The sequence below is a fragment of the Rhizobium sp. NZLR8 genome, assembly GCF_019685025.1.
Lineage (GTDB): Bacteria > Pseudomonadota > Alphaproteobacteria > Rhizobiales > Rhizobiaceae > Rhizobium.
On the sequence record NZ_JABDVY010000011.1, the window covers coordinates 162,254 to 182,541 of the forward strand.

Annotated in this window: 21 protein-coding genes; 6 read left to right on the top strand and 15 right to left on the bottom strand. The window is 62.7% G+C overall.

Going from position 1 to position 20,288, the window contains the following annotated elements; all coding sequences use genetic code 11:
- Positions 1-140 precede the first annotated feature (140 nt).
- The 4 genes from HJB89_RS22840 to HJB89_RS22855 form a co-directional block, all read right to left on the bottom strand.
- Positions 141-983 (bottom strand): anti-sigma factor, encoded by an 843-nt coding sequence (locus HJB89_RS22840; RefSeq protein ID WP_207581321.1) that lies wholly within the window; start codon positions 981-983, stop codon positions 141-143.
- 2 nt (positions 984-985) lie between these two features.
- Complete coding sequence (locus HJB89_RS22845; RefSeq protein ID WP_207581320.1) at positions 986-1,495, bottom strand: RNA polymerase sigma factor; 510 nt, start codon at positions 1,493-1,495, stop codon at positions 986-988.
- Between the two features lie 187 nt (positions 1,496-1,682).
- Positions 1,683-2,243 (bottom strand): M48 family metallopeptidase, encoded by a 561-nt coding sequence (locus HJB89_RS22850; protein WP_207581319.1) that lies wholly within the window; start codon positions 2,241-2,243, stop codon positions 1,683-1,685.
- Positions 2,244-2,402: 159 nt separating this feature from the next.
- Entirely contained in the window at positions 2,403-3,311 is a 909-nt protein-coding gene (locus tag HJB89_RS22855; protein WP_221115866.1) for a metallophosphoesterase, read from the bottom strand.
- 70 nt (positions 3,312-3,381) lie between these two features.
- Here HJB89_RS22855 and HJB89_RS22860 point away from each other — a divergent pair, with 70 nt between their 5' ends.
- Entirely contained in the window at positions 3,382-3,861 is a 480-nt protein-coding gene (locus tag HJB89_RS22860) for an NUDIX domain-containing protein (protein ID WP_221132496.1), read from the top strand.
- 37 nt (positions 3,862-3,898) lie between these two features.
- Here HJB89_RS22860 and HJB89_RS22865 read toward each other — a convergent pair whose 3' ends face one another.
- Complete coding sequence (locus HJB89_RS22865; protein WP_221115865.1) at positions 3,899-4,909, bottom strand: glutathione S-transferase family protein; 1,011 nt, start codon at positions 4,907-4,909, stop codon at positions 3,899-3,901.
- Between the two features lie 228 nt (positions 4,910-5,137).
- Between HJB89_RS22865 and HJB89_RS22870 the strand changes: the two genes are divergently transcribed.
- Positions 5,138-5,701: a GNAT family N-acetyltransferase gene (locus HJB89_RS22870; RefSeq protein ID WP_207581315.1), complete on the top strand. Its 564-nt coding sequence runs from the start codon at positions 5,138-5,140 to the stop codon at positions 5,699-5,701.
- On the opposite strand, the gene HJB89_RS22875 is transcribed toward HJB89_RS22870, so the two are convergent.
- Genes HJB89_RS22875 through HJB89_RS22895 form a run of 5 tightly spaced genes read right to left on the bottom strand, consistent with a single transcriptional unit; the run spans position 5,702 to position 12,948 of the window.
- Positions 5,702-6,118: a GNAT family N-acetyltransferase gene (locus HJB89_RS22875; protein ID WP_207581314.1), complete on the bottom strand. Its 417-nt coding sequence runs from the start codon at positions 6,116-6,118 to the stop codon at positions 5,702-5,704.
- A 4-nt stretch (positions 6,119-6,122) separates the two neighbouring features.
- Positions 6,123-8,192: a hypothetical protein gene (locus HJB89_RS22880; RefSeq protein WP_221115863.1), complete on the bottom strand. Its 2,070-nt coding sequence runs from the start codon at positions 8,190-8,192 to the stop codon at positions 6,123-6,125.
- Position 8,193: 1 nt separating this feature from the next.
- Entirely contained in the window at positions 8,194-11,007 is a 2,814-nt protein-coding gene (locus tag HJB89_RS22885; RefSeq protein ID WP_221150557.1) for a DUF4159 domain-containing protein, read from the bottom strand.
- A complete protein-coding gene (locus HJB89_RS22890; protein WP_221150558.1) occupies positions 11,004-11,924 on the bottom strand; it encodes a DUF58 domain-containing protein in 921 nt (306 codons plus the stop codon). Before HJB89_RS22890 ends, HJB89_RS22885 begins: the two co-directional genes overlap by 4 nt.
- 13 nt (positions 11,925-11,937) lie before the next feature.
- A complete protein-coding gene (locus HJB89_RS22895; protein WP_221150559.1) occupies positions 11,938-12,948 on the bottom strand; it encodes a MoxR family ATPase in 1,011 nt (336 codons plus the stop codon).
- A gap of 158 nt (positions 12,949-13,106) precedes the next feature.
- On the opposite strand from HJB89_RS22895, the gene HJB89_RS22900 reads away from it, so the two are divergent.
- From HJB89_RS22900 to HJB89_RS22910, 3 genes are read left to right on the top strand one after another with little or no spacing between them, the layout of a single operon-like run.
- Entirely contained in the window at positions 13,107-13,730 is a 624-nt protein-coding gene (locus tag HJB89_RS22900) for a DUF1285 domain-containing protein (RefSeq protein WP_207581309.1), read from the top strand.
- Positions 13,727-14,377: a CoA pyrophosphatase gene (locus HJB89_RS22905; protein ID WP_207581308.1), complete on the top strand. Its 651-nt coding sequence runs from the start codon at positions 13,727-13,729 to the stop codon at positions 14,375-14,377. The genes HJB89_RS22900 and HJB89_RS22905 overlap by 4 nt, the downstream gene beginning before the upstream one ends.
- Positions 14,374-15,639, top strand: a complete 1,266-nt coding sequence (locus HJB89_RS22910) for a CCA tRNA nucleotidyltransferase (protein WP_221150560.1) — start codon at positions 14,374-14,376, stop codon at positions 15,637-15,639. The genes HJB89_RS22905 and HJB89_RS22910 overlap by 4 nt, the downstream gene beginning before the upstream one ends.
- On the opposite strand, the gene HJB89_RS22915 is transcribed toward HJB89_RS22910, so the two are convergent.
- The 3 genes from HJB89_RS22915 to hemF all read right to left on the bottom strand — a co-directional run bounded on the left by HJB89_RS22915 (position 15,640) and on the right by hemF (position 17,217).
- Positions 15,640-15,825, bottom strand: coding sequence for a DUF1059 domain-containing protein (locus HJB89_RS22915; RefSeq protein WP_221150561.1), 186 nt, complete (start codon positions 15,823-15,825; stop codon positions 15,640-15,642).
- A 114-nt stretch (positions 15,826-15,939) separates the two neighbouring features.
- A complete protein-coding gene (locus HJB89_RS22920; RefSeq protein WP_207581305.1) occupies positions 15,940-16,209 on the bottom strand; it encodes a hypothetical protein in 270 nt (89 codons plus the stop codon).
- Positions 16,210-16,311: 102 nt separating this feature from the next.
- A complete protein-coding gene (gene hemF / locus HJB89_RS22925) occupies positions 16,312-17,217 on the bottom strand; it encodes an oxygen-dependent coproporphyrinogen oxidase (protein ID WP_207581304.1) in 906 nt (301 codons plus the stop codon).
- Positions 17,218-17,394: 177 nt separating this feature from the next.
- Between hemF and HJB89_RS22930 the strand changes: the two genes are divergently transcribed.
- Complete coding sequence (locus tag HJB89_RS22930) at positions 17,395-17,655, top strand: hypothetical protein (protein ID WP_207581303.1); 261 nt, start codon at positions 17,395-17,397, stop codon at positions 17,653-17,655.
- A 3-nt stretch (positions 17,656-17,658) separates the two neighbouring features.
- On the opposite strand, the gene HJB89_RS22935 is transcribed toward HJB89_RS22930, so the two are convergent.
- Together HJB89_RS22935 and HJB89_RS22940 are read right to left on the bottom strand one after the other, a co-directional pair.
- Positions 17,659-19,305: a Na/Pi cotransporter family protein gene (locus tag HJB89_RS22935; RefSeq protein ID WP_207581302.1), complete on the bottom strand. Its 1,647-nt coding sequence runs from the start codon at positions 19,303-19,305 to the stop codon at positions 17,659-17,661.
- 212 nt (positions 19,306-19,517) lie between these two features.
- Positions 19,518-19,979 carry a tRNA (cytidine(34)-2'-O)-methyltransferase gene (locus tag HJB89_RS22940; RefSeq protein ID WP_207584349.1) on the bottom strand — a complete coding sequence of 154 codons (462 nt, stop codon included), beginning with the start codon at positions 19,977-19,979 and terminating at the stop codon, positions 19,518-19,520.
- Between the last annotated feature and the right edge of the window lie 309 nt (positions 19,980-20,288).

The window sequence follows — 20,288 nt, forward strand, 5'->3', positions numbered from 1 at the left end:
GCCGCGATCGATGCGGCTTGAAATGAATTGGAGCTAAAGCGCGTCGCATCAAACTTGATTCATGCGACGCGCTTTAGCTCTTTGTTTTTGTATGTCGTTATCCCGCTGCGCAATTCCGGGCGAGATGCATCAGGGCGCCGTCAGATCGCGGTAGCGATTTTCATTGCGAGCTGGCCGAGCGTCGCTTCGGCGGAGGGGCCGGCAAGCACGTAGGACGTGCCGGCATTGTGCCAGGTCACGAGGCCGATCTCGTCCTTGATCGTTTCCTTGAAGTCGTCGGTCTCCGGTGGCTGCGCGTCCTTGCGGAAGCAGATGGAGATTACGTCGCCGTCGGCGTTGGAATAGACGAGCTGGCCGACAGGGCGGCTGTCGCCGAGGATGACGCGGGCGCCCTGGAAGGTCCAGGCTTCGCCGCTGAGATCCGGCACGCGGAAGGGCACGCCGATCGCGGTCGTCAGCCAGCTGGAGATTTCCTCGGCCTGCGAGGCGGGCACTTCGACGAGATGACGAGGCTGGCGGATCAGCAGGCGCTGATAGGCTGTGACGTCGCCCAGCCAGTCGCTGGTATTGGCCGGTGCGGTGGCGGAGGTTGTGGTGGCTATTTCGTCGGCATCCGGGGCGGTGCCGACGAAATAGCCGATACCGCAACCGACGGCGAAGAGGATGAGAGCGGCGGCCAGTGCCTGCGGGCCGCTCGGCGCCAGTTTCACATGCGGGCGCGTGGCGCGCTGGGCGATCGGCGTTTTTGGCGGCTGCGTGCTTTTGATCGCGCGGACGAGGGCGAGCGGCACGGGCTCCTTCAGGATATCGTCGAAGCGGTGGCGGCCGAAATCGGCGCCGTGGCGCAGCTTCTCGTGCAGCCGGCGCGTGCTCTCGTCGGTTGCCAGGCGCTGCTCCAGTTCGTGCCGCTGTTCGGGCGAGACCTCGCCATCGAGAAGGGCGGTGAGCTGGGCTTCGAGCGGCAATTTCCTGAGATCGAGCAAATTCAGTACCTGTGGATCGGGTGGGTGCCGGCAAGCCCGGCAAAATGCAGCCTTGCGGTCGCGAGTTGGGAGACGACATTTGCCACCGGCGTGCCCATGATGTCGGCCGCCTGTTGGTAGCTGTGGCCTTCGACATCGACGAGCAGGAACATGCTGGAAAGACCGTCCGGCATATCGGCGATCATGTGATGGATGCCGTCGGGATCGGCTCCAGCCGAGCGTTCGCGCGCGGCCTCGCGTATATCGGTGACGTTGCCGCGGACGGAAGCCTTCGGCTTGCGCTTGCGGCTGTCGTCGGTCCATTGCTGGCGGGCAAGCGTGTAGATCCAGCTTTCCAACCGGCCTTCACCGCTCCATTGATTGCCCTTGGTGATGGCGCGCTGACAGACGGCCTGAACGAGTTCGTCGGCCACGGCAGCCTCACCCGCGAGCGTGATCGCGAAGCGGCGAAGGCGGGGCAGAAGGCCGACGAGATCACGCCGGAGATCGATGGTCGTTGCGGGTTGACGCATTGTCTATCCAAGAAGCATTCACAATGGTTTCGCGGACGAAGGGTTCGCCGTCGAACGCGAAGCCGGCCTTATCGACGCCGACGATGCCAGTGCTTTATGAAACAAATCTGCTGCACTTCGCAAGCATCCGGCCGTCTTCATCCCCTTTTCTCAAGGGATTTTCGCATTGTTGCCCACAAACCTTGCGTCAATATGTCTTGTAGCCGTTCAAGCTTTGCAGCAGAGCCCGATAGGCCCATGTGCCTTCGCCGCCGCGATCGCGGATTTCGACAAGCTGGACGCGGGCTCCCTGGATATCTCCCTGTTCCACCATCGCCATGCCCATATAGGAGCGGGCGAGGATGTAGTTCTCATCCGCCTGTAGCGCCCTACGATAGTAGGACATGCCGAGCTCCATGCGACCGGCCTTGCGGTTGGCGTAGCCGAGATAGTTCAGGATGCGCGGGTCGTTCTGATTGCGGGCGAGATTGAGCACGGTGATGGCATTGTCATACTGATCGGCATAGGCAAACTCGCGGGCGAACTTATAGAGATCGTCGTCATTGAAGCTGCTCTTCTTCGGATTGACGCATTCCTTCTTGGCCTTGTCCCAGACCTTGCCGCCGGTGCAGGTCTTGGTCGTCTGGGTCTTCGGCGGCGGATTGGTGTCATCGTTGTTGTCGCCGACCGCGAAAGCAGCCGTGGCGATGCCGAAGGCAAAGCCGGCGGCGAGCGAAATTATGGACAGGTGACGGAAAGAAGACGTCATAAGTGTGCTCCGTTCTCAGGCGATGCAATCGCCGGGATTGTACGCTTACCGCTAAAAATACCAAGAGGTTAAGCGGCCGCCCTGGTGATTGTTGCGACGATGGCCTGACGTCCTCTCAGATCGGTTCAAGTGCTGGATAAAAGGAGTCCGGAACCGGCGCTAACGCGTGAAAATATCTGCGCTTTCCGACATCACCGCGTCGCCGGCCCTGTTGAGGCTGAAGCGCTCGCCGCTGAGCTCCCAGGCGCCGGGCGAGCCGTCGATGGAGAAGAGGTTGTAGGCGGCAGGCGGCCTGATGCTGCCCGGGCCCTGCGAGGCTGACGCGATGCCGACGACAGGCACTGGCTGCACCTGGCCGCGCAGCCAGTGCAGCGTGTTCAGGTGCGTATGGCCATGCAGCACGAGTTCGGCGCCGCCCGTCGAAATCACGGCGGCGAAGCGGCGGATGCCGATCATTCGTTTGTAAAAGGCCGTGGCGCCGCGGATCGGCGGATGATGGATCATGACAACGCGGAAGAGACCGGCTTCGCCGGCCGCGCGCAGCACGTTGACTGTATCGCGGGCCTGTCGCGCGCCGAAAAAGCCGGAGGCGGCAAAGGGAGGGGTGGCGACCGCTGTCGAGCAGCCGACGATCGCGACTTTGTCGCGGATGCGCAGATAAGGGAAGATATGGCGATCCTCCTGCCATTGCGGCGGGGCGAGATCGCCGCGGACATAATCGTACCAGGCGCGCATCGACTTCTCGTAGGCGCCGGGCACATAGGCGTCATGATTGCCGGGAACGACTGACGTGTTCGCGGGATCGCCGAGCGCGCGCAGCCAGGCAGCGGCGGCGCGAATCTCAATGCCGCTCGCCAGGTTGACGAGGTCGCCGGTGACTGCCAGGTGATCTGCCTGATGGGCGCGGATGTCGTCGAGCAGCAGATCCAGCGTGCTGCCGAAAAGGTGCTTGCGTCGATTTCGATGCCAGTTCACAAAGCCTGTTATGCGTTTTGAAAACAGCTCTTGAATGGAAAGACTGGGCAACGGCCCGAGGTGGACGTCGGAAATATGCGCGAGCTTAAACATGCTACGAGACATAGACCAGCTTATTGACAAATCAAACACATCCGGCGCGATGAAGAGCTGAAACGGAGCGATGGTGGATAAAGAGAAGCGGCCCCCTCACATCAGGCTGGCCTTGCGCCTCCTGCATGTCTATTTCTCCTTCGCCCGCGGCATGACGATGGGTGTCAGGGCTGCGTGCTTCGATGCGGACGGTCGGATTTTCCTCGTGCGCCACAGCTATGTCGGCGGTTGGCATATGCCGGGCGGCGGACTGGAGCGCAACGAGACGGTCGAAGAAGCGCTTGCGAAAGAGCTGCGCGAGGAGGGCAACCTCAGGATCATCGGCAAGCCGCAGCTGGTGCAGGTCTATTTCAACACCACCAACACCCGCCGGGACCATGTCGTGTTCTACCGGGCGAGCGTCGAGCAGACGGCGCCACGCTCACCGGACTGGGAGATCTCCGACAGCGGCTTCTTTTCGCTCGACAGTCTGCCCGAGGGCACGACCGAGGCGACACATCGCCGCCTCGCCGAGCTTCGAGGTGAGCAGGAGCCCGACCACCGCTGGTAAGAGTCCCTCAGGCCGCGGTATGCAGCAATTCTAGATGTTAGAGCGTCCTTTGCGCGTCTGAAAAGACGCGCGGCGCAGTAGCGCGGCCATGCGGGCTGTCGAGATCAAGCGCCGGGCCGACGGGAACGATGCCGGTCGGGTTGATCGTCTTGTGGCTGCGGTAATAGTGTTCTTTGATGTGCTTCAGGTTCACCGTTTCGGCAATGCCGGCCGTCTGGTAGAGATCGCGCAGGTAGCCCGACAGATTGCGGTAATCGGCGATCCGGCGGATGTTGCATTTGAAATGGCCGACATAAACGGGGTCGAAGCGCACCAGGGTCGTAAACAGGCGCCAGTCGGCCTCGGTCTGCCTGTTGCCGAACAGGTAGCGGCTGTTGCCAAGGCGGTCGTCGAGCATGTCGAGGGTTTCGAACAGCTTGCCGACGTTTTCCTCATAGGCTTCCTGAGTGGTGGCAAAGCCCGCCTTGTAGACGCCATTGTTGACGGTGTCGTAGACAGTGGCGTTCAGCGCATCGATTTCGGCGCGGAGGTCGTCCGGATAAAAATCGGCCTTCGAGCCTGTCAGTCCGTCGAAGGCGCTGTTGAACATGCGGATGATCTCGGCCGATTCGTTGTTGACGATCGTGGCGGTCGTCTTGTCCCAAAGCACGGGAACGGTGACGCGGCCGGAATAGTGGGGATCGGCCTTGAGGTAGATCTGCCAGAGGGTGTCGGCGCCGAAGAGCTGGTCGCCGGTGGCGCCGTCGCCGATCTTGAATTCCCAGCCGTTCTCGAGCATCAGCGGATCGACGACGGAGACTGAAATCAGCTCCTCCAGCTTCTTTAGCTTGCGGAAGATCAGCGTGCGGTGCGCCCAGGGACAGGCAAGCGAGACATAGAGATGGTAACGCCCGGCTTCGGCCTTGAAGCCGCCGCTGCCGGAAGGGCCGGCCTCACCGTCCGATGTCACCCAGTTGCGGAACTGCGAGGGCTGCCGCTTGAATTGGCCCTTGCTTTCCTTCGTGTCGTACCAGATGTCATGCCAGACGCCGTCCACCAGCATTCCCATGATCTTCATTTCCTTTGGTTGCGTGTCGGGGCCGAAGTTAGCTGAGATAGCGGGGCTTTGCAGGCGGTAAAGGTTGAACAGTGTGTCACGCGGTTTGGGCACTGCATAGTTCCGAGCGCAGAAGCGTGCATTTTGCGTTGGACGGCGGAAATTTTTCCTGCTATCGGCCACTTCACGATTTTAGGATCTTTGCCTGATGTTCATTTCCAGAAACCCGCGACGACGCTGATGCTCCCGAACGCCCAAGGCGTGTTCGAGACCCATCAATCTGTCCATCCGGTTTCTGTCATCATGTACCAGCACGATCTCGTCTACCTCACCGAAGACGCGTCCCATGACGCCGCCATCGAACACATCAATGAGGAAGCTTTCGGTCCGGGCCGCTTCACGCGCGCTGCCGCGCGCATCCGTGAGCAGGGGCCGCATGATCTGTCGCTCTCCTTCATCTGCACCGACAATGGCGAGACGATCGCCTCGGTGCGCATGACGCCGGTGCTGGCCGGCACGGTGAAGGGTCACCTTCTCGGCCCGCTTGCCGTCCGTCCCTCCCATAAGAACCAGGGCATCGGTCGCGAACTGGTGCGGATCGCGGTGGAGGCGGCAAGACGCAAGGGCTCGGAAGCCGTGATCCTCGTCGGCGATCCGCCCTATTACGGCCCGCTCGGCTTCGAGAAGGTCACATATAATGCACTTTCCTTTCCAGGACCCGTCGATCCCGGCCGTGTGCTCGTCGTTCCGATGGCTGAGGGCGTACACGAACGGCTGAAGGGCGCAATTGCCTGGCATGGATGATCAGAGGGTTTTCCGGAGGAAGCTGCGGTTACGACCTTCCGGGAAATCCTCGAGCTCGCCGAAGACTTCATAACCCTGACGCAAATAGGCACTGAGAGCCAGCGGGCTGAAGGTGTCGATCCAGGCGCCGCGGCAGCCGCGCGCCTTGGCCTCTTCTTCCGCCTTTGCAAGGATCTTGCCGGCGAGACCGGTGCCGCGCAGCGTGTCGGGAATATAGAGCATCTGGGTGAAGAGCCAGCCCCAGGCGGTGAAGCCCGACAGGCCGCCGGTCACCTTGCCGTCGGTATCACGGATGAGAACGGTGAGCGGCCGGCGATCGGAGGGGCCGACATCGCTGGTGTTGAAGGCCGAGAGCGCATCGGTGATCGCAGCCAGTTCCTCCGGCGAGGGTGAAGCGGTCAGCTCGAATTCCGGCATGCGATTATCGCCCTTCGCGCCACCACATGGTTCCGAAGGCTAGCAGCAGGATGCCGACGCCGGCGAAACCGGCAAAGAGCGGCAGCGTGTTGATGCCCTTCAAGACCGTTTCGCTGGTCATGCGGATCATCATGCGATCGTTGTCGGCGAGGCGGACTTGGCCGCGCACCGGCAGGATCGGCGGGACGGTGATCCTGCCATTTTCGTTAGCGACGCGGGTGACGAGACCCTTGCTTCTGTCGGCGGCCGGCTTCAGCACATCGGTCGTCGAGATCATCGCCTTGAATTCAGGTGCGTCGACGGCGCCGATATGAACGAGCGTCGACAGCCTGCCGTTGCGGATTTCGAAGAGGCCGATTTCGTCCATCCTCTTCTCGGCCTTGTAGAGCCCCGGTTCGGATTGGGTGAGCGGCAGGGTTTCAGTCTTGCCTGAGGGATAACGCACGGTGGCGTTGCCCGGATTGTCGCCGATCGTCTGGCGGGTGACTTCAAGTGTCCGGCCGGAGGCGCGCGCCGTCAGCGCTTCTTCCTCGAGCGCCGGCTCCTTCATCAGCCAATGGGCGATACGGCGATAGAGCGAAACGTTCGGCCCGCCGCCTTCGAAGCCGCGTGCCCAAAGCCAGCCCTGATCGGAAAGCAGCATGGCGACGCGACCCTGTCCGGCGCGGTTCAGCACCAGCAGCGGGTGGTTGTCGGCACCCAGCATGATCGTCTCCCCCTGCGGCCGGTCGACATCGACGCTACGGAACCAGCGACCCCAATGCGGCGGATCCTCGCCCGAGCCGTCCAGGCCGCGGGTGACGGGATGCTTGCGGCCTTCCTCGGAGAGGCGGGGATAGAAGGCCTTCTCGATCATCTCTCCGGTGGGCGTCGCGGGCAGGACCGAGGAAAGGGGCGTCAGTGCAATGGAATCCGGGCCGGCATGCTCGGGACCGGCTGCGATCAGCAGCGCGCCGCCGTTTTCGACATATTGCGCGATGTAATCGTAATAGAGCAGCGGCAGCACGCCGCGGTGCTGGTAGCGATCGAAGATGATCAGGTCGAAATCCTTGATCTTGTCGACGAAGAGTTCGCGCGTCGGAAAGGCGATCAGCGATAGCTCGTTGATCGGCGTGCCGTCCTGCTTTTCCGGCGGGCGCAGAATGGTGAAGTGGACGAGGTCGACGGAGGCATCGGATTTCAGCAGGTTACGCCAGGCGCGCTCGCCGGCATGCGGCTCGCCGGAAACGAGAAGGACGCGAAGATTCTGGCGGATGCCGTCGATGACGTGAACGGCGCGGTTGTTGGCGGTGGTGACCTCGCCGGGGAGCGCTGCAACGGCGAATTCAAGCACGTTGCTGCCGCCGGCGGGCACCTTGAAGGAAAAGGGCGTATCCTGGCCGGGCGTCGCCTGCAGGGTGGCGATCTCGTCACCATTCAGCTTCACCGTGACATTGGCCGTGCCACCGGGGCTTGGGCCGTCGTCGAAGACGCGCAGAACGACCTGCTGCTCCTCGTTGACGATGCCGAAGCGCGGCCCCTTGATGACTTCGATGCGGCGATCGAATTCGTTGGCCTTGCCGGTCACGAGGCCATGGATAGGCGCATCGAAACCGAGCGCCTGATTGGCGGCCGGAACATCATGGACTTCACCGTCGGTCAGCATGATAGCGCCGCCAATGCGGGCAGGCGGAACATCGGCGATGTTTGCCGACAGCGCGTCGAACAGGCGCGTCGACGGTACGTCGGAATTGACGTCGCCTTCGACGTCGACGAAGCGGGGCTCTATCTGGGGGAAGCGGGCGAGCTGTCCCTTCAAGGCCGCAAGCGCATCGTCGGTCATCTTGACGCGATCGGGTGTCTGCTGGCTCTGGCTTCGATCAACGAGAACCGGGACGATCGTCGACAGTTGATCCCTATCCTCCTGCAGCAGCACAGGATTGGCAAGGGCGGCCAGCATGGCGAGAGCTGCCAGTGTTCTGATCCAGGCGCCGCGAATGCCGCGCCAGATCGCGAAGGCAGCGATGATGGCGCTGACGGCGGCCAGTGCGGCTAGAATCGGCCAAGGCAGGAAGGGCGAAAAGTCGAAGGTCATCTCATTGTCCTAACCGTTCGAGAAGGTCGGGAACATGGACCTGGTCGGTCTTGTAGTTGCCGGTCAGCATGTACATCATGATGTTGACGCCGGCACGGTAGGCATATTCGCGCTGCGCTTCATCGGACGGCACGGTCGGCAGCATCGGCACGCCGCTGTCGTCGATTGCCCAGGCGCCGGCGAAATCATTGCCGGTGATCAGGATCGGCGAAACGCCGTCGGCCATCGCAGCAGATTTTTCGGTCGCTTCGCGGCCGCCCTGCCGAGCCTCGATCCAAAGCGGGCTGCCGGCGTAACGACCGGGAAAGCTCGACAAAAGATAGAAGGACTTCGTCAGCACGTGATCGGAGGGCACCGGTTCCAGCGGCGGAATGTCGAGATTGGCGAGGATTGCCTGCAGCCTCTGGCCGTTGGCGCTGACATTGCCGCCATTGTCCAATGCGCTGATCTGATCGCGGGTATCGAAAAGCACGGTGCCGCCGTTGCGCATATAGGCATCGATACGGCTGATCGCCGCCGTCGACGGCATCGGCGCCGTTGCCGAAACCGGCCAGTAGATGATCGGATAGAAGGCGAGCTCGTCTTTGGTGAGGTCGATGCCCACGGGCGGCGCCGGCTCCAGCGTCGTGCGGAAAGTCAGGAACTGGGTGAGGCCCTCGAGACCGCGCTCGGATATATCGTCCACGTCCTGTTCACCGGTGACGACATAGGCGAGGTGCGTGTTGTCGAGCCTTTGCAGGATGAGGTCGTCGCCGGGCTGGGAGTCGTTGGCATGAAGCGTGCCGGGCTGGATGAGAAAGACGGCACTGAGCGCAATGGCGATCATCGCCGCTGTGCGGGTAGCCGGGCGTAGTCGCGAGAAGGCGCCATTCATGAACAGGACGACCAGGCTATCGGCCAGCAGCAGCAGAAAGGCTGCGAGAAAAAACGCGGGCTTTGCCGACCAGCTTTCGCCGCCGATCAGGCCTTCGCGCACGGCACTGGTTCCCGTTGTGTCGAGTGGCGTCAGTTCGGTGTTCTCGGGCAGGACGTTCAGCGAGGTGAAACCATCTTCCGAACCATAGAGCCCGGGCGGATTGTCGAAATTCGCCGTCGATTCGGCTCCGGCCTGTGGAATGAGCGGCCGCGCCGAACCCGTCTCGGAGACGAGCGTGCCCTTGGCCGTCAGCATACGGAATGGCGGCAGGGTTTCAGCGACACGCGCATTGCCGCGCGCCTCCGACGTCACGCCGCCCGAGCGCGATATCTGCAGGAGGTGGCGCAGCATGTCGACGAAAGTGCCCGAGATCGGCAGATCGGACCAAGTCGCTTCCGCAGTGACGTGAAACAGAACGATCTGTCCGGAGGCGAGCTGCTTCATCGTGACGAGGGGCGTGCCGTCAGCCAGGCTCGCCCAGGTGCGTTCGGCAAGATCGGGCGTCGGTTCGGCAAGGACCTGCCGCTTAACGACGACATCGGCGGGACGCGCGATGCCTGCGAAAGGCCCGAAATTCGGAAATTCGGCAAGCGACTGCGGCTCGCTCCAGGACAATGTGCCGCCCAGCGCCCGTTCTCCCTGGCGCAGGATGACGGGGATCAGCGGATCGTCCGCAGGGGCTGCGGCCATGCGCGGGCCAGCGAAACGCAGGAGCATACCGCCATTCGAAATCCAACGCGTCAGAGGTTCGTAGGTGTCCTCGGGCAGCCGGCCGATATCGGCCATGATGATGATGGAGGGGTTGCTGGCGAGAAGTTTCGGAATGGCGATCGAAAGATCGGAATCGGCCGGTTGGATCAGATCCGCGTAAGGCTGCAGCGCCCGCTGGATATAATAGAGCGGCGAGAGCAGCGGTTGAAATTCATCCCCACCTCCACCGGACAGCAAAACGACGCGGCGGCGCCTGAATGCGTCGTCGAGAAGGTGGACGGCGCCTGCTGTCGCGGCGTTATCGACGCTGACGCGGGCGAAATCGTTGCGCATCTCGAAGGGTGCAGTGATCGAACTCGTCGCGACACTCTGGCCTGGGGCGAAATCCACCCTGCCGTTGGCGATCGAGCGGCCCTGGGTATCGACGGCGTTCAGCGCCACGGATGCGGCATGCGAGCTGTTGAGCCGTGTGACCTTGACGGTCATGGCATCAGCCGCATTGTTTGCCGCGGTAATCGCGACCGTTCGTGCAGCATCGCCTTCGATCAGGCGGAGATCGGCGGGCTGGAGTTCGGCGAGCCTGCGCACCGTCGCGTCGTCGGCCCTGGCGGCGGCGCCGTCGGCCAGGAAGGCGAGGGTGCCGGGCTTGATGCCGTTCAGCGCTGCGCGCAACGCCTGGAAGGCGCGCTCGCGGTCCGGCACGAGCGGTCGCGGCTCGGCAGCGCCCAGCTTGTCGCGGGCGGCAGCGGCGCTACCTGGTACGGCGTCGTTGGTCGGATCGGCGGTGAAGGCGATCGATACGGGTGTGCCGGCGGATTCGGCGTCGTCTATCAGCGCGTCAGCCGTCTGGATGCGGCGCTCCCAGTCGGGCGCCGCCGCCCAGCTGTTGTCGACGAAGAGGACGAGCGGGCCACCGGATGCGAGCGAACTGGTGCGCGGATTGAAAACCGGATCGGCGATCGCAAGGATGATGGTGGCGGCGAGCAGCATGCGCAGCAGCGTCAGCCACCACGGGCTCTGCGCCGGAGTCTCCTCGCGCTTCAACACGGAGGCGAGGATCTTCAGCGGCGGGAAGACCTCGGTCTTCGGACGTGGGGGCGTCAACCGCAGCAGCCACCAGATGACGGGCAGGGCGACGAGTGCGCCGAGAATGGCGGGAAAGGCGAAAGCGAAGGGAAGGGCGGTCATAGCTGCCCTCCATGCGTTGCCTTGGCCGGCATGCCGGACAGATACATGTGCACCGCAACCAGCGCCTCCGACGCCAGATGATCGGTGCGGTGGGTCGCAAAAGTCCATCCGAGATGGCGCAGCGACTGGCCGAGGCTGTCCCTGCGGGCGAGGTAGGCGTTGCGATAGGCATCGCGGATGTGTTCGGCGCGGCCGGAGATAAGCTTGCCGCCGCTCTCCGGGTCGGTGAATTCGGTGCGGCCGCTATAAGGGAATATCTCCTCGGCGGGATCTGCTATCTCGACCACGTGGCCGCGCAGGCCGCGGCGGGCAAGTGGGCCGAGGCGTTCCATGATCGCCGGCGCATCATCGAGGAAATCGCCGATGAGGACGAGGTCACTCCAGCCGCGGATCATCGCCGTTTCCGGCAGGCCGCCGGTCAGCGGCGTATGCATGAGCGCAGCCGCAAGGCGCTCGGCGGCGTTGCGGGCGGAGGCGGGTTCCATGATGCCGGGGCAGCCGATGCGCTCGCCGGAGCGGGCAAGGATTTCAGCCAGCGCCAGCATGACGACCAGCGCGCGGCTTTCCTTGGAGACGCTGCCATAGCTCGACTTGTACATCATCGAGGGCGACATGTCGCACCAGAGCCAGATGGTGTGGGCCGCCTCCCATTCGCGCTCGCGCACATAGGTATGGTCGTCGCGGGCGGAGCGGCGCCAATCGATGCGCGACAGGCTTTCGCCCTCGGCATAGGGACGGAACTGCCAGAAATTCTCGCCGATGCCGCGTTTGCGACGGCCATGCCAGCCGGCGATCACCGTGTTGGCGATGCGCTTGGCTTCCACCAGGCAGTCCGGCACCAGGGCGGCCCGCTGCCTGGCGCGGGAAAGGGCATCGCTGCCGGGTGTCGGGTTGACGATCTGTCCGATAGATGCCACGCGTCCGGCTTCCTTATCCCTTTGCCTGCTTGACCAGTCCGGCGATGACGTCGCGCACCGACATGCCTTCGGCGCGGGCAGCGAAAGTCAACGCCATGCGGTGCTGGAGAATTGGTTCGGCGAGCGCAAAGATATCGTCGAGCGAGGGCGCGAGACGACCTTCGTAGAGCGCCCGGGCGCGGGCGCAGAGCATCATCGCCTGGCCGGCGCGAGGGCCCGGACCCCAGGCGACGTTCTTGTCGGTCGAGGCATTGCCGTGTCCGGGACGGGCAGAACGCACCAGCGCCAGGATGGCATCGACGACCGTGTCGCTTACCGGCATCTGACGCACCAGGGCCTGAATTTCGATCAGCCGCTGCGCGTTAATGACGGCTTCCGGCCGGGTTTCTCCTAAGCCCGTCGTCTCGAGCAGGATCTGGCGCTCGGCGGCGAGTTCGGGATAGTTGACGTCGACCTGCAGCAGGAAGCGGTCGAGCTGGGCTTCGGGCAGGGGATAGGTGCCTTCCTGCTCGAGCGGGTTCTGGGTGGCGAGCACATGGAAGGGGGCCGGCAGGTCATATCGCTGGCCGGCGATGGTGATGTGATATTCCTGCATCGATTGCAGAAGGGCCGACTGGGTCCGCGGCGAGGCGCGGTTGATCTCGTCGGCCATCAGCAGCTGAGCGAAAACAGGGCCCTTGACGAAGCGGAAAGAGCGGCGTCCACTGTCGTCCTGGTCCATCACCTCGGATCCGAGAATATCCGAGGGCATCAGGTCCGGGGTGAACTGAATGCGATTGGCGGCGAGGCCGAGCACTTCGCCGAGCGTCGTTACCAGTCTGGTCTTGGCAAGGCCGGGAACGCCGACGAGCAGAGCATGACCGCCGGACAGCACGGCGAGAATGGTGTTCTCGACGACGCTTTCTTGACCGAAGATCACCTTCGAGACTTCTCCGCGGATGGCGGCGATATCGGAGAGCGCCTTTTCGGCAGCGGCGACGATCGCCTTTTCATCGAGGCTGGCTTCGGTCTTCATCATACTCATGGGCATCTCCAACGGCTGAAATCATTCGGCAGCGAATCGGCGGACTTATACATGTGCCTCATACCCGATAGAGTTATGGAGATGTGACGGGCTGACAAGTTCGTTGCGAATGACTATCTCGTGACATCACTTCGTTAAGGACAAACCGGGACGGAAGAATGGCAGCCGAGGAAATCAGCGGACAGGCGGATGCGGCGGGACTTGCTGCGCTAATTTCGCGCGCGTCTGATGAAAGCGGCGGAAAAAAACGTGGGTTACCGCCAGTCGAGCGGTGGAATCCGCCTTTCTGCGGTGACATCGATATGGAGATCAGGGCCGATGGCACCTGGTTCTACATGGGCACGCCGATCGGCCGGCCAGCGCTGGTGCGGCTGTTTTCGACGGTTTTGAGGAAGGATGACGACCAGAAGACCTATCTCGTAACTCCTGTGGAAAAGGTCGGGATAAGGGTCGTCGACGCTCCGTTCATCGCCGTTGAGATGAGCGTGACGGAGGAGCAAGGCCGACAGGTGCTGACCTTCCGCACCAATGTCGGCGATGTCGTGGAGGCGGGAGGAGAGCATCGGCTGCGCTTTGCCATTGCGGGCGAGAATGCCGAACTAAAACCCTATCTGCATGTGCGCGGGCGGCTGGAGGCGCTGGTGTCGCGTGCGGTGATGTATGAACTGGTCGCGCTGGGCGAGATTTTCGACGCGGAGGGGCGGGCGATGTTTGCGATCCGCTCCGGCGGCGAGGTCTTCCCGGTCATGCCGGCCGACGAACTGGATGCTCTTTGCCGATGAATGATGCGATCACCCACCGTTATCCGCTGTTCTCAGCGGCCGAATTCCGCCGCCGCGCGCTCAACCAGAATGGCGGGCCGGTCGATCATGCCTGGCGTGATCACGGGGACCACATCCTCAATCCCGATATCGTGGCCGAGGTCGAGACCTTCAAGCTGCGCGACGCCGCCGTGCTCGTGCCCGTCGTCGACGACGGTGAGGAGGCGCAGGTGATCTTCACCAAGCGCACGGCGACGCTGCGCAAGCATTCCGGGCAGATCGCCTTTCCCGGCGGCTCGATCGATCCTGCCGATATCTCACCGGAAATGGCGGCGATCCGCGAGACGGAGGAGGAGATCGGTCTCCCCGGCTCCTTCGTCGAGACCGTCGGGCGGCTGCCGAATTATCTTGCCTCGACAGGCTTCCGCATCACGCCGGTGCTCGGCGTCGTCACGCCTGGCTTCGCGCTGACGTTGAACCCAACCGAGGTGGACGACGTGTTCGAGGTGCCGCTTTCCTTCCTGATGGACCCGGCCAATCATACCCGCGACCGGCGTGTCATCGACGGCATCGACCGGCATTTCTACCGCGTGCCCTATGAAACCAGAATGATCTGGGGCATCACAGCCGGCATCGTCCGCACGCTTTACGAAAGGCTTTATGCATGACCGGTCTTGCCGACCAAGCATGGTTCCGCGACCCGGCTCTCGGCCGGATCCTGGCACTTCTCAACGGCGACGGTGGGGCCGACGACGGCGAAGCGCGGATCGTCGGCGGCGCCGTGCGCAACAGCCTGATGGATCTGCCGGTCAGCGATATCGACATCGCCACGACACTCAGGCCGGAGGCGGTGATGGAGCGGGCGGCCGAGGCCGGCATCAAGGCGGTGCCGACGGGCCTGCAGCACGGAACGGTGACGCTCGTCATCGACGGCAAGCCCTTCGAGGTGACGACGCTTCGCACCGACGTCGAGACCGACGGGCGCCATGCCGAGGTTGCCTTCAGCACCGACTGGAAGGCAGATGCCGAACGGCGGGATCTGACGATCAACGCGCTTTATGCCGATGCTAGGGGCGAGGTGGTGGATCTGGTCGGCGGGCTTGCCGATATCGAGAGGCGCAACATCCGCTTCATCGGCGATGCGGCAAAGCGTATTGCCGAGGATCATCTGCGCATCCTGCGGTTCTTCCGCTTCTTTGCCTATTACGGCTCCGGACGGCCGGATGCCGAGGGGCTGAAGGCGTGTGCGGCGGCGCGGTCGAAACTGAAGACGCTTTCGGCAGAACGCGTCTGGTCGGAACTGCGGAAGCTGCTCGGTGCTGCCGATCCAGGCAGAGCGCTGCTCTGGATGCGGCAGGTGGCAGTGCTGACGGAAATCCTGCCGGAATCGGAACTATGGGGGATCGATGCCATCCCTTCGCTGGTCGCCACCGAAAAGGCGCTCGGCTGGACGCCCGATCCGCTGCTACGGCTTGCGGCGATCGTGCCGCCCGATGCGGCGCGGCTCGAGGCGCTGGCAGTCCGGCTTAAGCTCTCGAATGCGGAAGCTGCTACCCTCAAGGCCTGGGCAATGGCCGCGCCCGCCAATGACGGCATGTCGTCGGCCGCCTTCGAACGGCTGCTTTACCGCAACGGAGCCGACGGCATCATGACGCGGCTCAAGCTGGCGCTCGGCGTTGCGCGCGGCAAGGCTGAAGGGGATTTCGAGGAAATGGCGCGGTCGGCGCGGCTCATCAAGCTCTTGGATCAGGCCGCGAACTGGAAGAAGCCGCAATTTCCGCTGAACGGCGGCGACGTGATGTCGGTCGGCATCGCGTCCGGCCCGCGCGTCGGCGAGTTGCTTGCCGGCCTGGAAAACCAGTGGGTGGAGGAAAACTTCGTTTCCGACCGGGCGGCGCTGCTCGCCCGGCTACTGGAACAGGTGCAATAATCAGGCTGCATTCACCTCATCACGAATGCGAAACTTGATATTGTCCACCATGTTCTCGCGGATCGTGGTTTCGCCGTGAGCGTTTTTCAGGTGCTCGACGGCGCGGCGGACCACCTCGGCGTCGCTGTCTGCCCGTGTATGCCAGGCGCAGCCCGGGACGAGAGTGCCGCATTCGAAAAGTCGCATGGTCTTCTCCTCTGTTCAAAACACAAAGACGCTCGCGATCTCACGCGATTTATGAATGTGCGGGGGGAGGGAAGGTTCCGGCCGGCATAGATATGCCGGCCGGTAAAGGCAATGTCAGTCGGGCATCGCCCAGGCTTTGTAGGTATCCGAAAGCTGGCCGGGCAGGTTGCTGTTGGCGGCGGCTGCTTCGTTCTGCAGCTGTTCCGGCGACTTCCCGCCAGCCAATTGCAGCTTGACCTGCTCGATGAAGCAGGACAGCGGCAGATCTGAGCCGCTCTTGGTCCGCAATTTCTCGGCGATGCGCGTCAGAAACTCGGACGTGTCGATCGTGCGGGATGTTTCCTGGACATCCGTGGACGCAGGCGAGCCACTTTGTATCGTCATGACAATCCTCCTCCGATTGTTACGCACATACATATAAAGTTAGGACACGCTTAATTTTCGTGAAGGCCCATCACCTCGAATTTATCGATGAGTATCACAGTGTCATGGCCAACGGACGACGGGGGGCAACGATGAGAGAATGGATTCAACGTTGCCGCCGGTCTTCAGGCCGAAGATCGTGCCGCGATCATACAGCAGATTGAATTCGACGTAGCGGCCCCGGCGGATCAATTGTTCGTCGCGGTCAGCCTCCGTCCACAATTTATTGAAGTTGGTGCGGACGATCTTCGGATAGACCATGGCGAAGGCCCGGCCGATATCGCGCGTGAAGGCGAAATCGGCGTCCCAGCCGCCAGCGTCCTCGCTCGAATGCAGCCAGTCGTAGAAGATGCCGCCAATGCCGCGGGCCTCGCTGCGGTGTTTCAGGAAGAAATATTCGTCGCACCAGGCCTTATAGGCATCGTAATCGGCGACGGCATGATTGCGGCAGGCGATCTCCATGGCCTTGTGGAAGAGCTGGCTATCCTCGTCCTCCTGGGTGCGGCGGCGCGACAGCACCGGCGTCAGATCGGCGCCACCGCCGAACCAGCGGCTGGTGGTGACCACCATGCGGGTGTTCATATGCACGGCCGGGACGTTGGGATTGACGGGATGGGCAATCAGCGAAATGCCCGAGGCCCAGAAACGCGGATCGTCCTTGGCGCCAGGTATCTGCGCCCGGAAGTCCGGAGAGAACTCGCCGTGGACGGTGGAGGTGTGAACGCCGACCTTCTCGAAGACACGGCCCTCCATCATCGACATGCGGCCGCCGCCGCCGTTTTCGCGCCACCAATCCTTGGCGACGAAGCGGCCGGGCTCCTGATCGGAGAGCGGACCTTCCAACTCGTCTTCAAGGGTTTCGAAGGAGGCGCAGATCGTATCGCGCAGTCCTTCGAACCAGTTGCGGGCGGCCGCCTTCTTCTCTTCGATATCTTCAGGCAAGCCGATCGGCAGTTCCGGTCTTTCCATTCGCGCCTCCGGCGGTCGGCATCTCCATAGGAAGCGACTCGCTTATTCTCGATTACCCGCCCCGTTTAGCAGGTGGCGCCGCATCTCGCCAAGCCAAGCAAGGACCGCCAAGCGCTTCCAAGATTCGACTCGCAAATCCCGAATTTCGATACTACCTTTTCTGAAGAGGTAGGTTTGATGAAAAAAGTTCCAGGACCTCCGTCCTTCGACGGCCTGAAGCGCAGGATAGCGAGACATCGGGCGGAAACTTCTTCCCGCAGGAAAGACCACTTCGTGCGTGAGACATATTGCCTCGCCCTGATCGACGCACGCGCCAAGGCGCGGGAATGGTTCGACGAATATCCGAAAGCCGCCTACTGGACAGAGGTGGAGAGCTGGCGCCAGCTCGACGGCGACCAGATCGAATTCACCATGCGCCGCCTGCCTTCGGCAGACTGATCCTCACTCCGCGGCGGGCCGAACACGGCTTTCAATCAGCAGGCCACTCTCGTCCATGATCGGATGCGCCACAGAGACAATGTGGGCGTTGACCCGCTTCAGGTCGCGCAGCATGTCGAGATGCAGCGAGCTGGTCTGCAGGCTGTCGGCGCGGCCGTCGCGCAGGCGTTCGAGATGGCGCTCGGCCGACTGCTTCTCCATCCGGCGCACCTCAACCTTTATCTCCATCATCTGCCGCGCGAGATTGAAATCGCGGGTGACGAAGATCGTCTGGGCGACCCGCAGATTGTCGATCGTCAGGTCGAACAGCTTGCGCAGTTCCTGATGACCGTCATCGGAGAATTTCAGGCCAAGCGAGATCTTCTTCGCCACCTGCTCCCGCAAGCCCTTCTCGATGATGTCGCCCATATGTTCGAGATTGATCGCATAATCGATGACGACGATCGAACGGCGGGCGTTCTCGTCGGTGAGTCCGTCGCGGCCGAGCTTCGAGAGATAGATCTTCACTTCCTGCTGCAGCCGGTCGACGCGCTCTTCGAGAGCCGGGATTTCGGCAAGTTTGCTGGCATCATTCTGCTCGAAGGCTTCGGAGACCCTAACCAGCATGCGCTCGATGATGTCGCCGACGCCGAGCACTTCGCGGGTGGCGCTCGCAAGGGCAATGACGGGTGTCGAAAGCTCCTGCGCATCGAGATATTTCGGTGCGTTGTCAGGCTCCGGCTGATCCGGCACCAGCCGAGCCATCAGGGTGGCGAGCGGCCGGGAGAACGGCCAGGCGAGTGCTGCGAGCAGAAGGTTGAAGGCGAGATGCGCGTCGACCGGCAGCTTGGCCGGACCGAAGGGCAGCATCTGGATGAGTTCGGCGCCATAGCCCGCCAGCGGCAGGGCGATGAAGCAGCCGAGCGCGCGCACCGCGAGATTGCCGAGAGTGACGCGCCGCGCCGACACCGGGCCGGACAATGTCGCGATGACAGGTGGGATCGCGCCGCCGAGATTGGCGCCGAGCACGAGCACGATGACGAGTTCAGCCGAGACCAGGCCCGCCGAGGCGAGCGACAGGATAAGCACCACCACAGCCAGGCTCGACGAGGAGAGGAAGGCAAGGCCTGCTGAAAAGAGCAGCGCCACGGGCAGAGCGCCGTCCAGCAGGCCGATGAAGGCGGCGAGAGCCGGAGAGGCGCGCATCGGCTCCGTGGCGAGGCCGAGCAAATGCAGCGACAGCAGCATCAGACCGATGCCGATCAGCGCCGCGCCACCGCCCTGGCGGGCGCTGGAGCGGCCACGGTAAAGCACGATGCCGGTCAGGATCAGCAGCGGAGAGAGCCATTCGATGCCGGTTGCGACGATCCAGGCGGTGATCGCGGTGCCGACATTGGCGCCGAGCAGGACGATCTGCGCCATGCGCGGCTTGATCAGGTCACGTTCGACGAAGGATGCGGTCATCAGCGCCGTTGCCGTCGAACTCTGCAGCGCGATGGTCGCTACCAGCCCCGACAGGAAGGAGCGGAAGCCACCGCGCGTGCCGCTCGCCAGCCCTGTTCTCAGTCGTGCGCCGAAGGCCCTGGACACGCCGTCCTTCACCTGCGCGAGGCCGAACAGCAGCAAGGCCACGGCACCGAACAGGTTGATCATGATGATTGTGGAATCCATTTCTTGTTTTTATTCTTCTTTCACAGCCTGGAGAAGTGGTGCTTTCCTCATATGGCGTCCAACCCATTGGAATCATGGAGGCTACGCAGTATTTTTGATTGCTCGGCTAATAAATATACGCCGGTTTGACGGATAGACAACGCTATTTTGCGACATATTCATCAGCGGATCCGCAATTCTGCGGGCCTTTGCTCTGCGCGCGCCAGCAGCGGTCAGGCCCAGACCGTCTGGCGCATCGCTTCGCCGACGATCATTGCAGCCGAGACGGCGACGTTGATCGAGCGCTGGCCTTCGACCATCGGGATCAGGATGCGGGCATCGGCCCTCTCATGGACCTGATCCGGCACGCCGGCGCTTTCGCGGCCGAAAAGCAGGATATCGTCGGGGCAAAAGGCAAGATCGGTGTAGCGGTCCGCAGCCTTGGTCGAGGCAAGGATTAGGCGGCGGCCGGTGGTCAGACGCCACGCCTCGAAGCGGTCCCAGCTGATATGTCGGGTGAGGCTAGCTGTGGCGATGTAATCCATGCCTGATCGTTTCAGGTTGCGGTCGGAGACGTCGAAGCCGGCGGGCTCGATCAGATCGACCGCGAAGCCCAGGCAGGCTGCAAGGCGCAGGATCGTGCCGGTATTGCCGGGAATATCTGGCTGATAGAGTGCCAATCTCAGGTCCGTCATCATGCCCGCTTTTTGGTTTCCGTTTCCACGCGAGAGGCCTAATGCAACCTTGCTTTCGGCGCAACAGGGCGCAGTTTGGCCCGGAAACGTTCAATTTGCGCCATTATTGGGCTGGAAATTTCGCGATTTTCGCGTTATCCATGCATGTCTTCAGTCGCCAGCAGGGAGGGCCGTCATGAATATTTTGCTCGATATGCGCTTTCCCGCCGTGATGCCGTCCAAGGCGACGCGGCGCCGCTAGGGCGCATTTCTTCTTGAATCCCTCTTTTTGATCCATTGTGCGGCTGTTTCAGCCTCGCCCCTTGAACG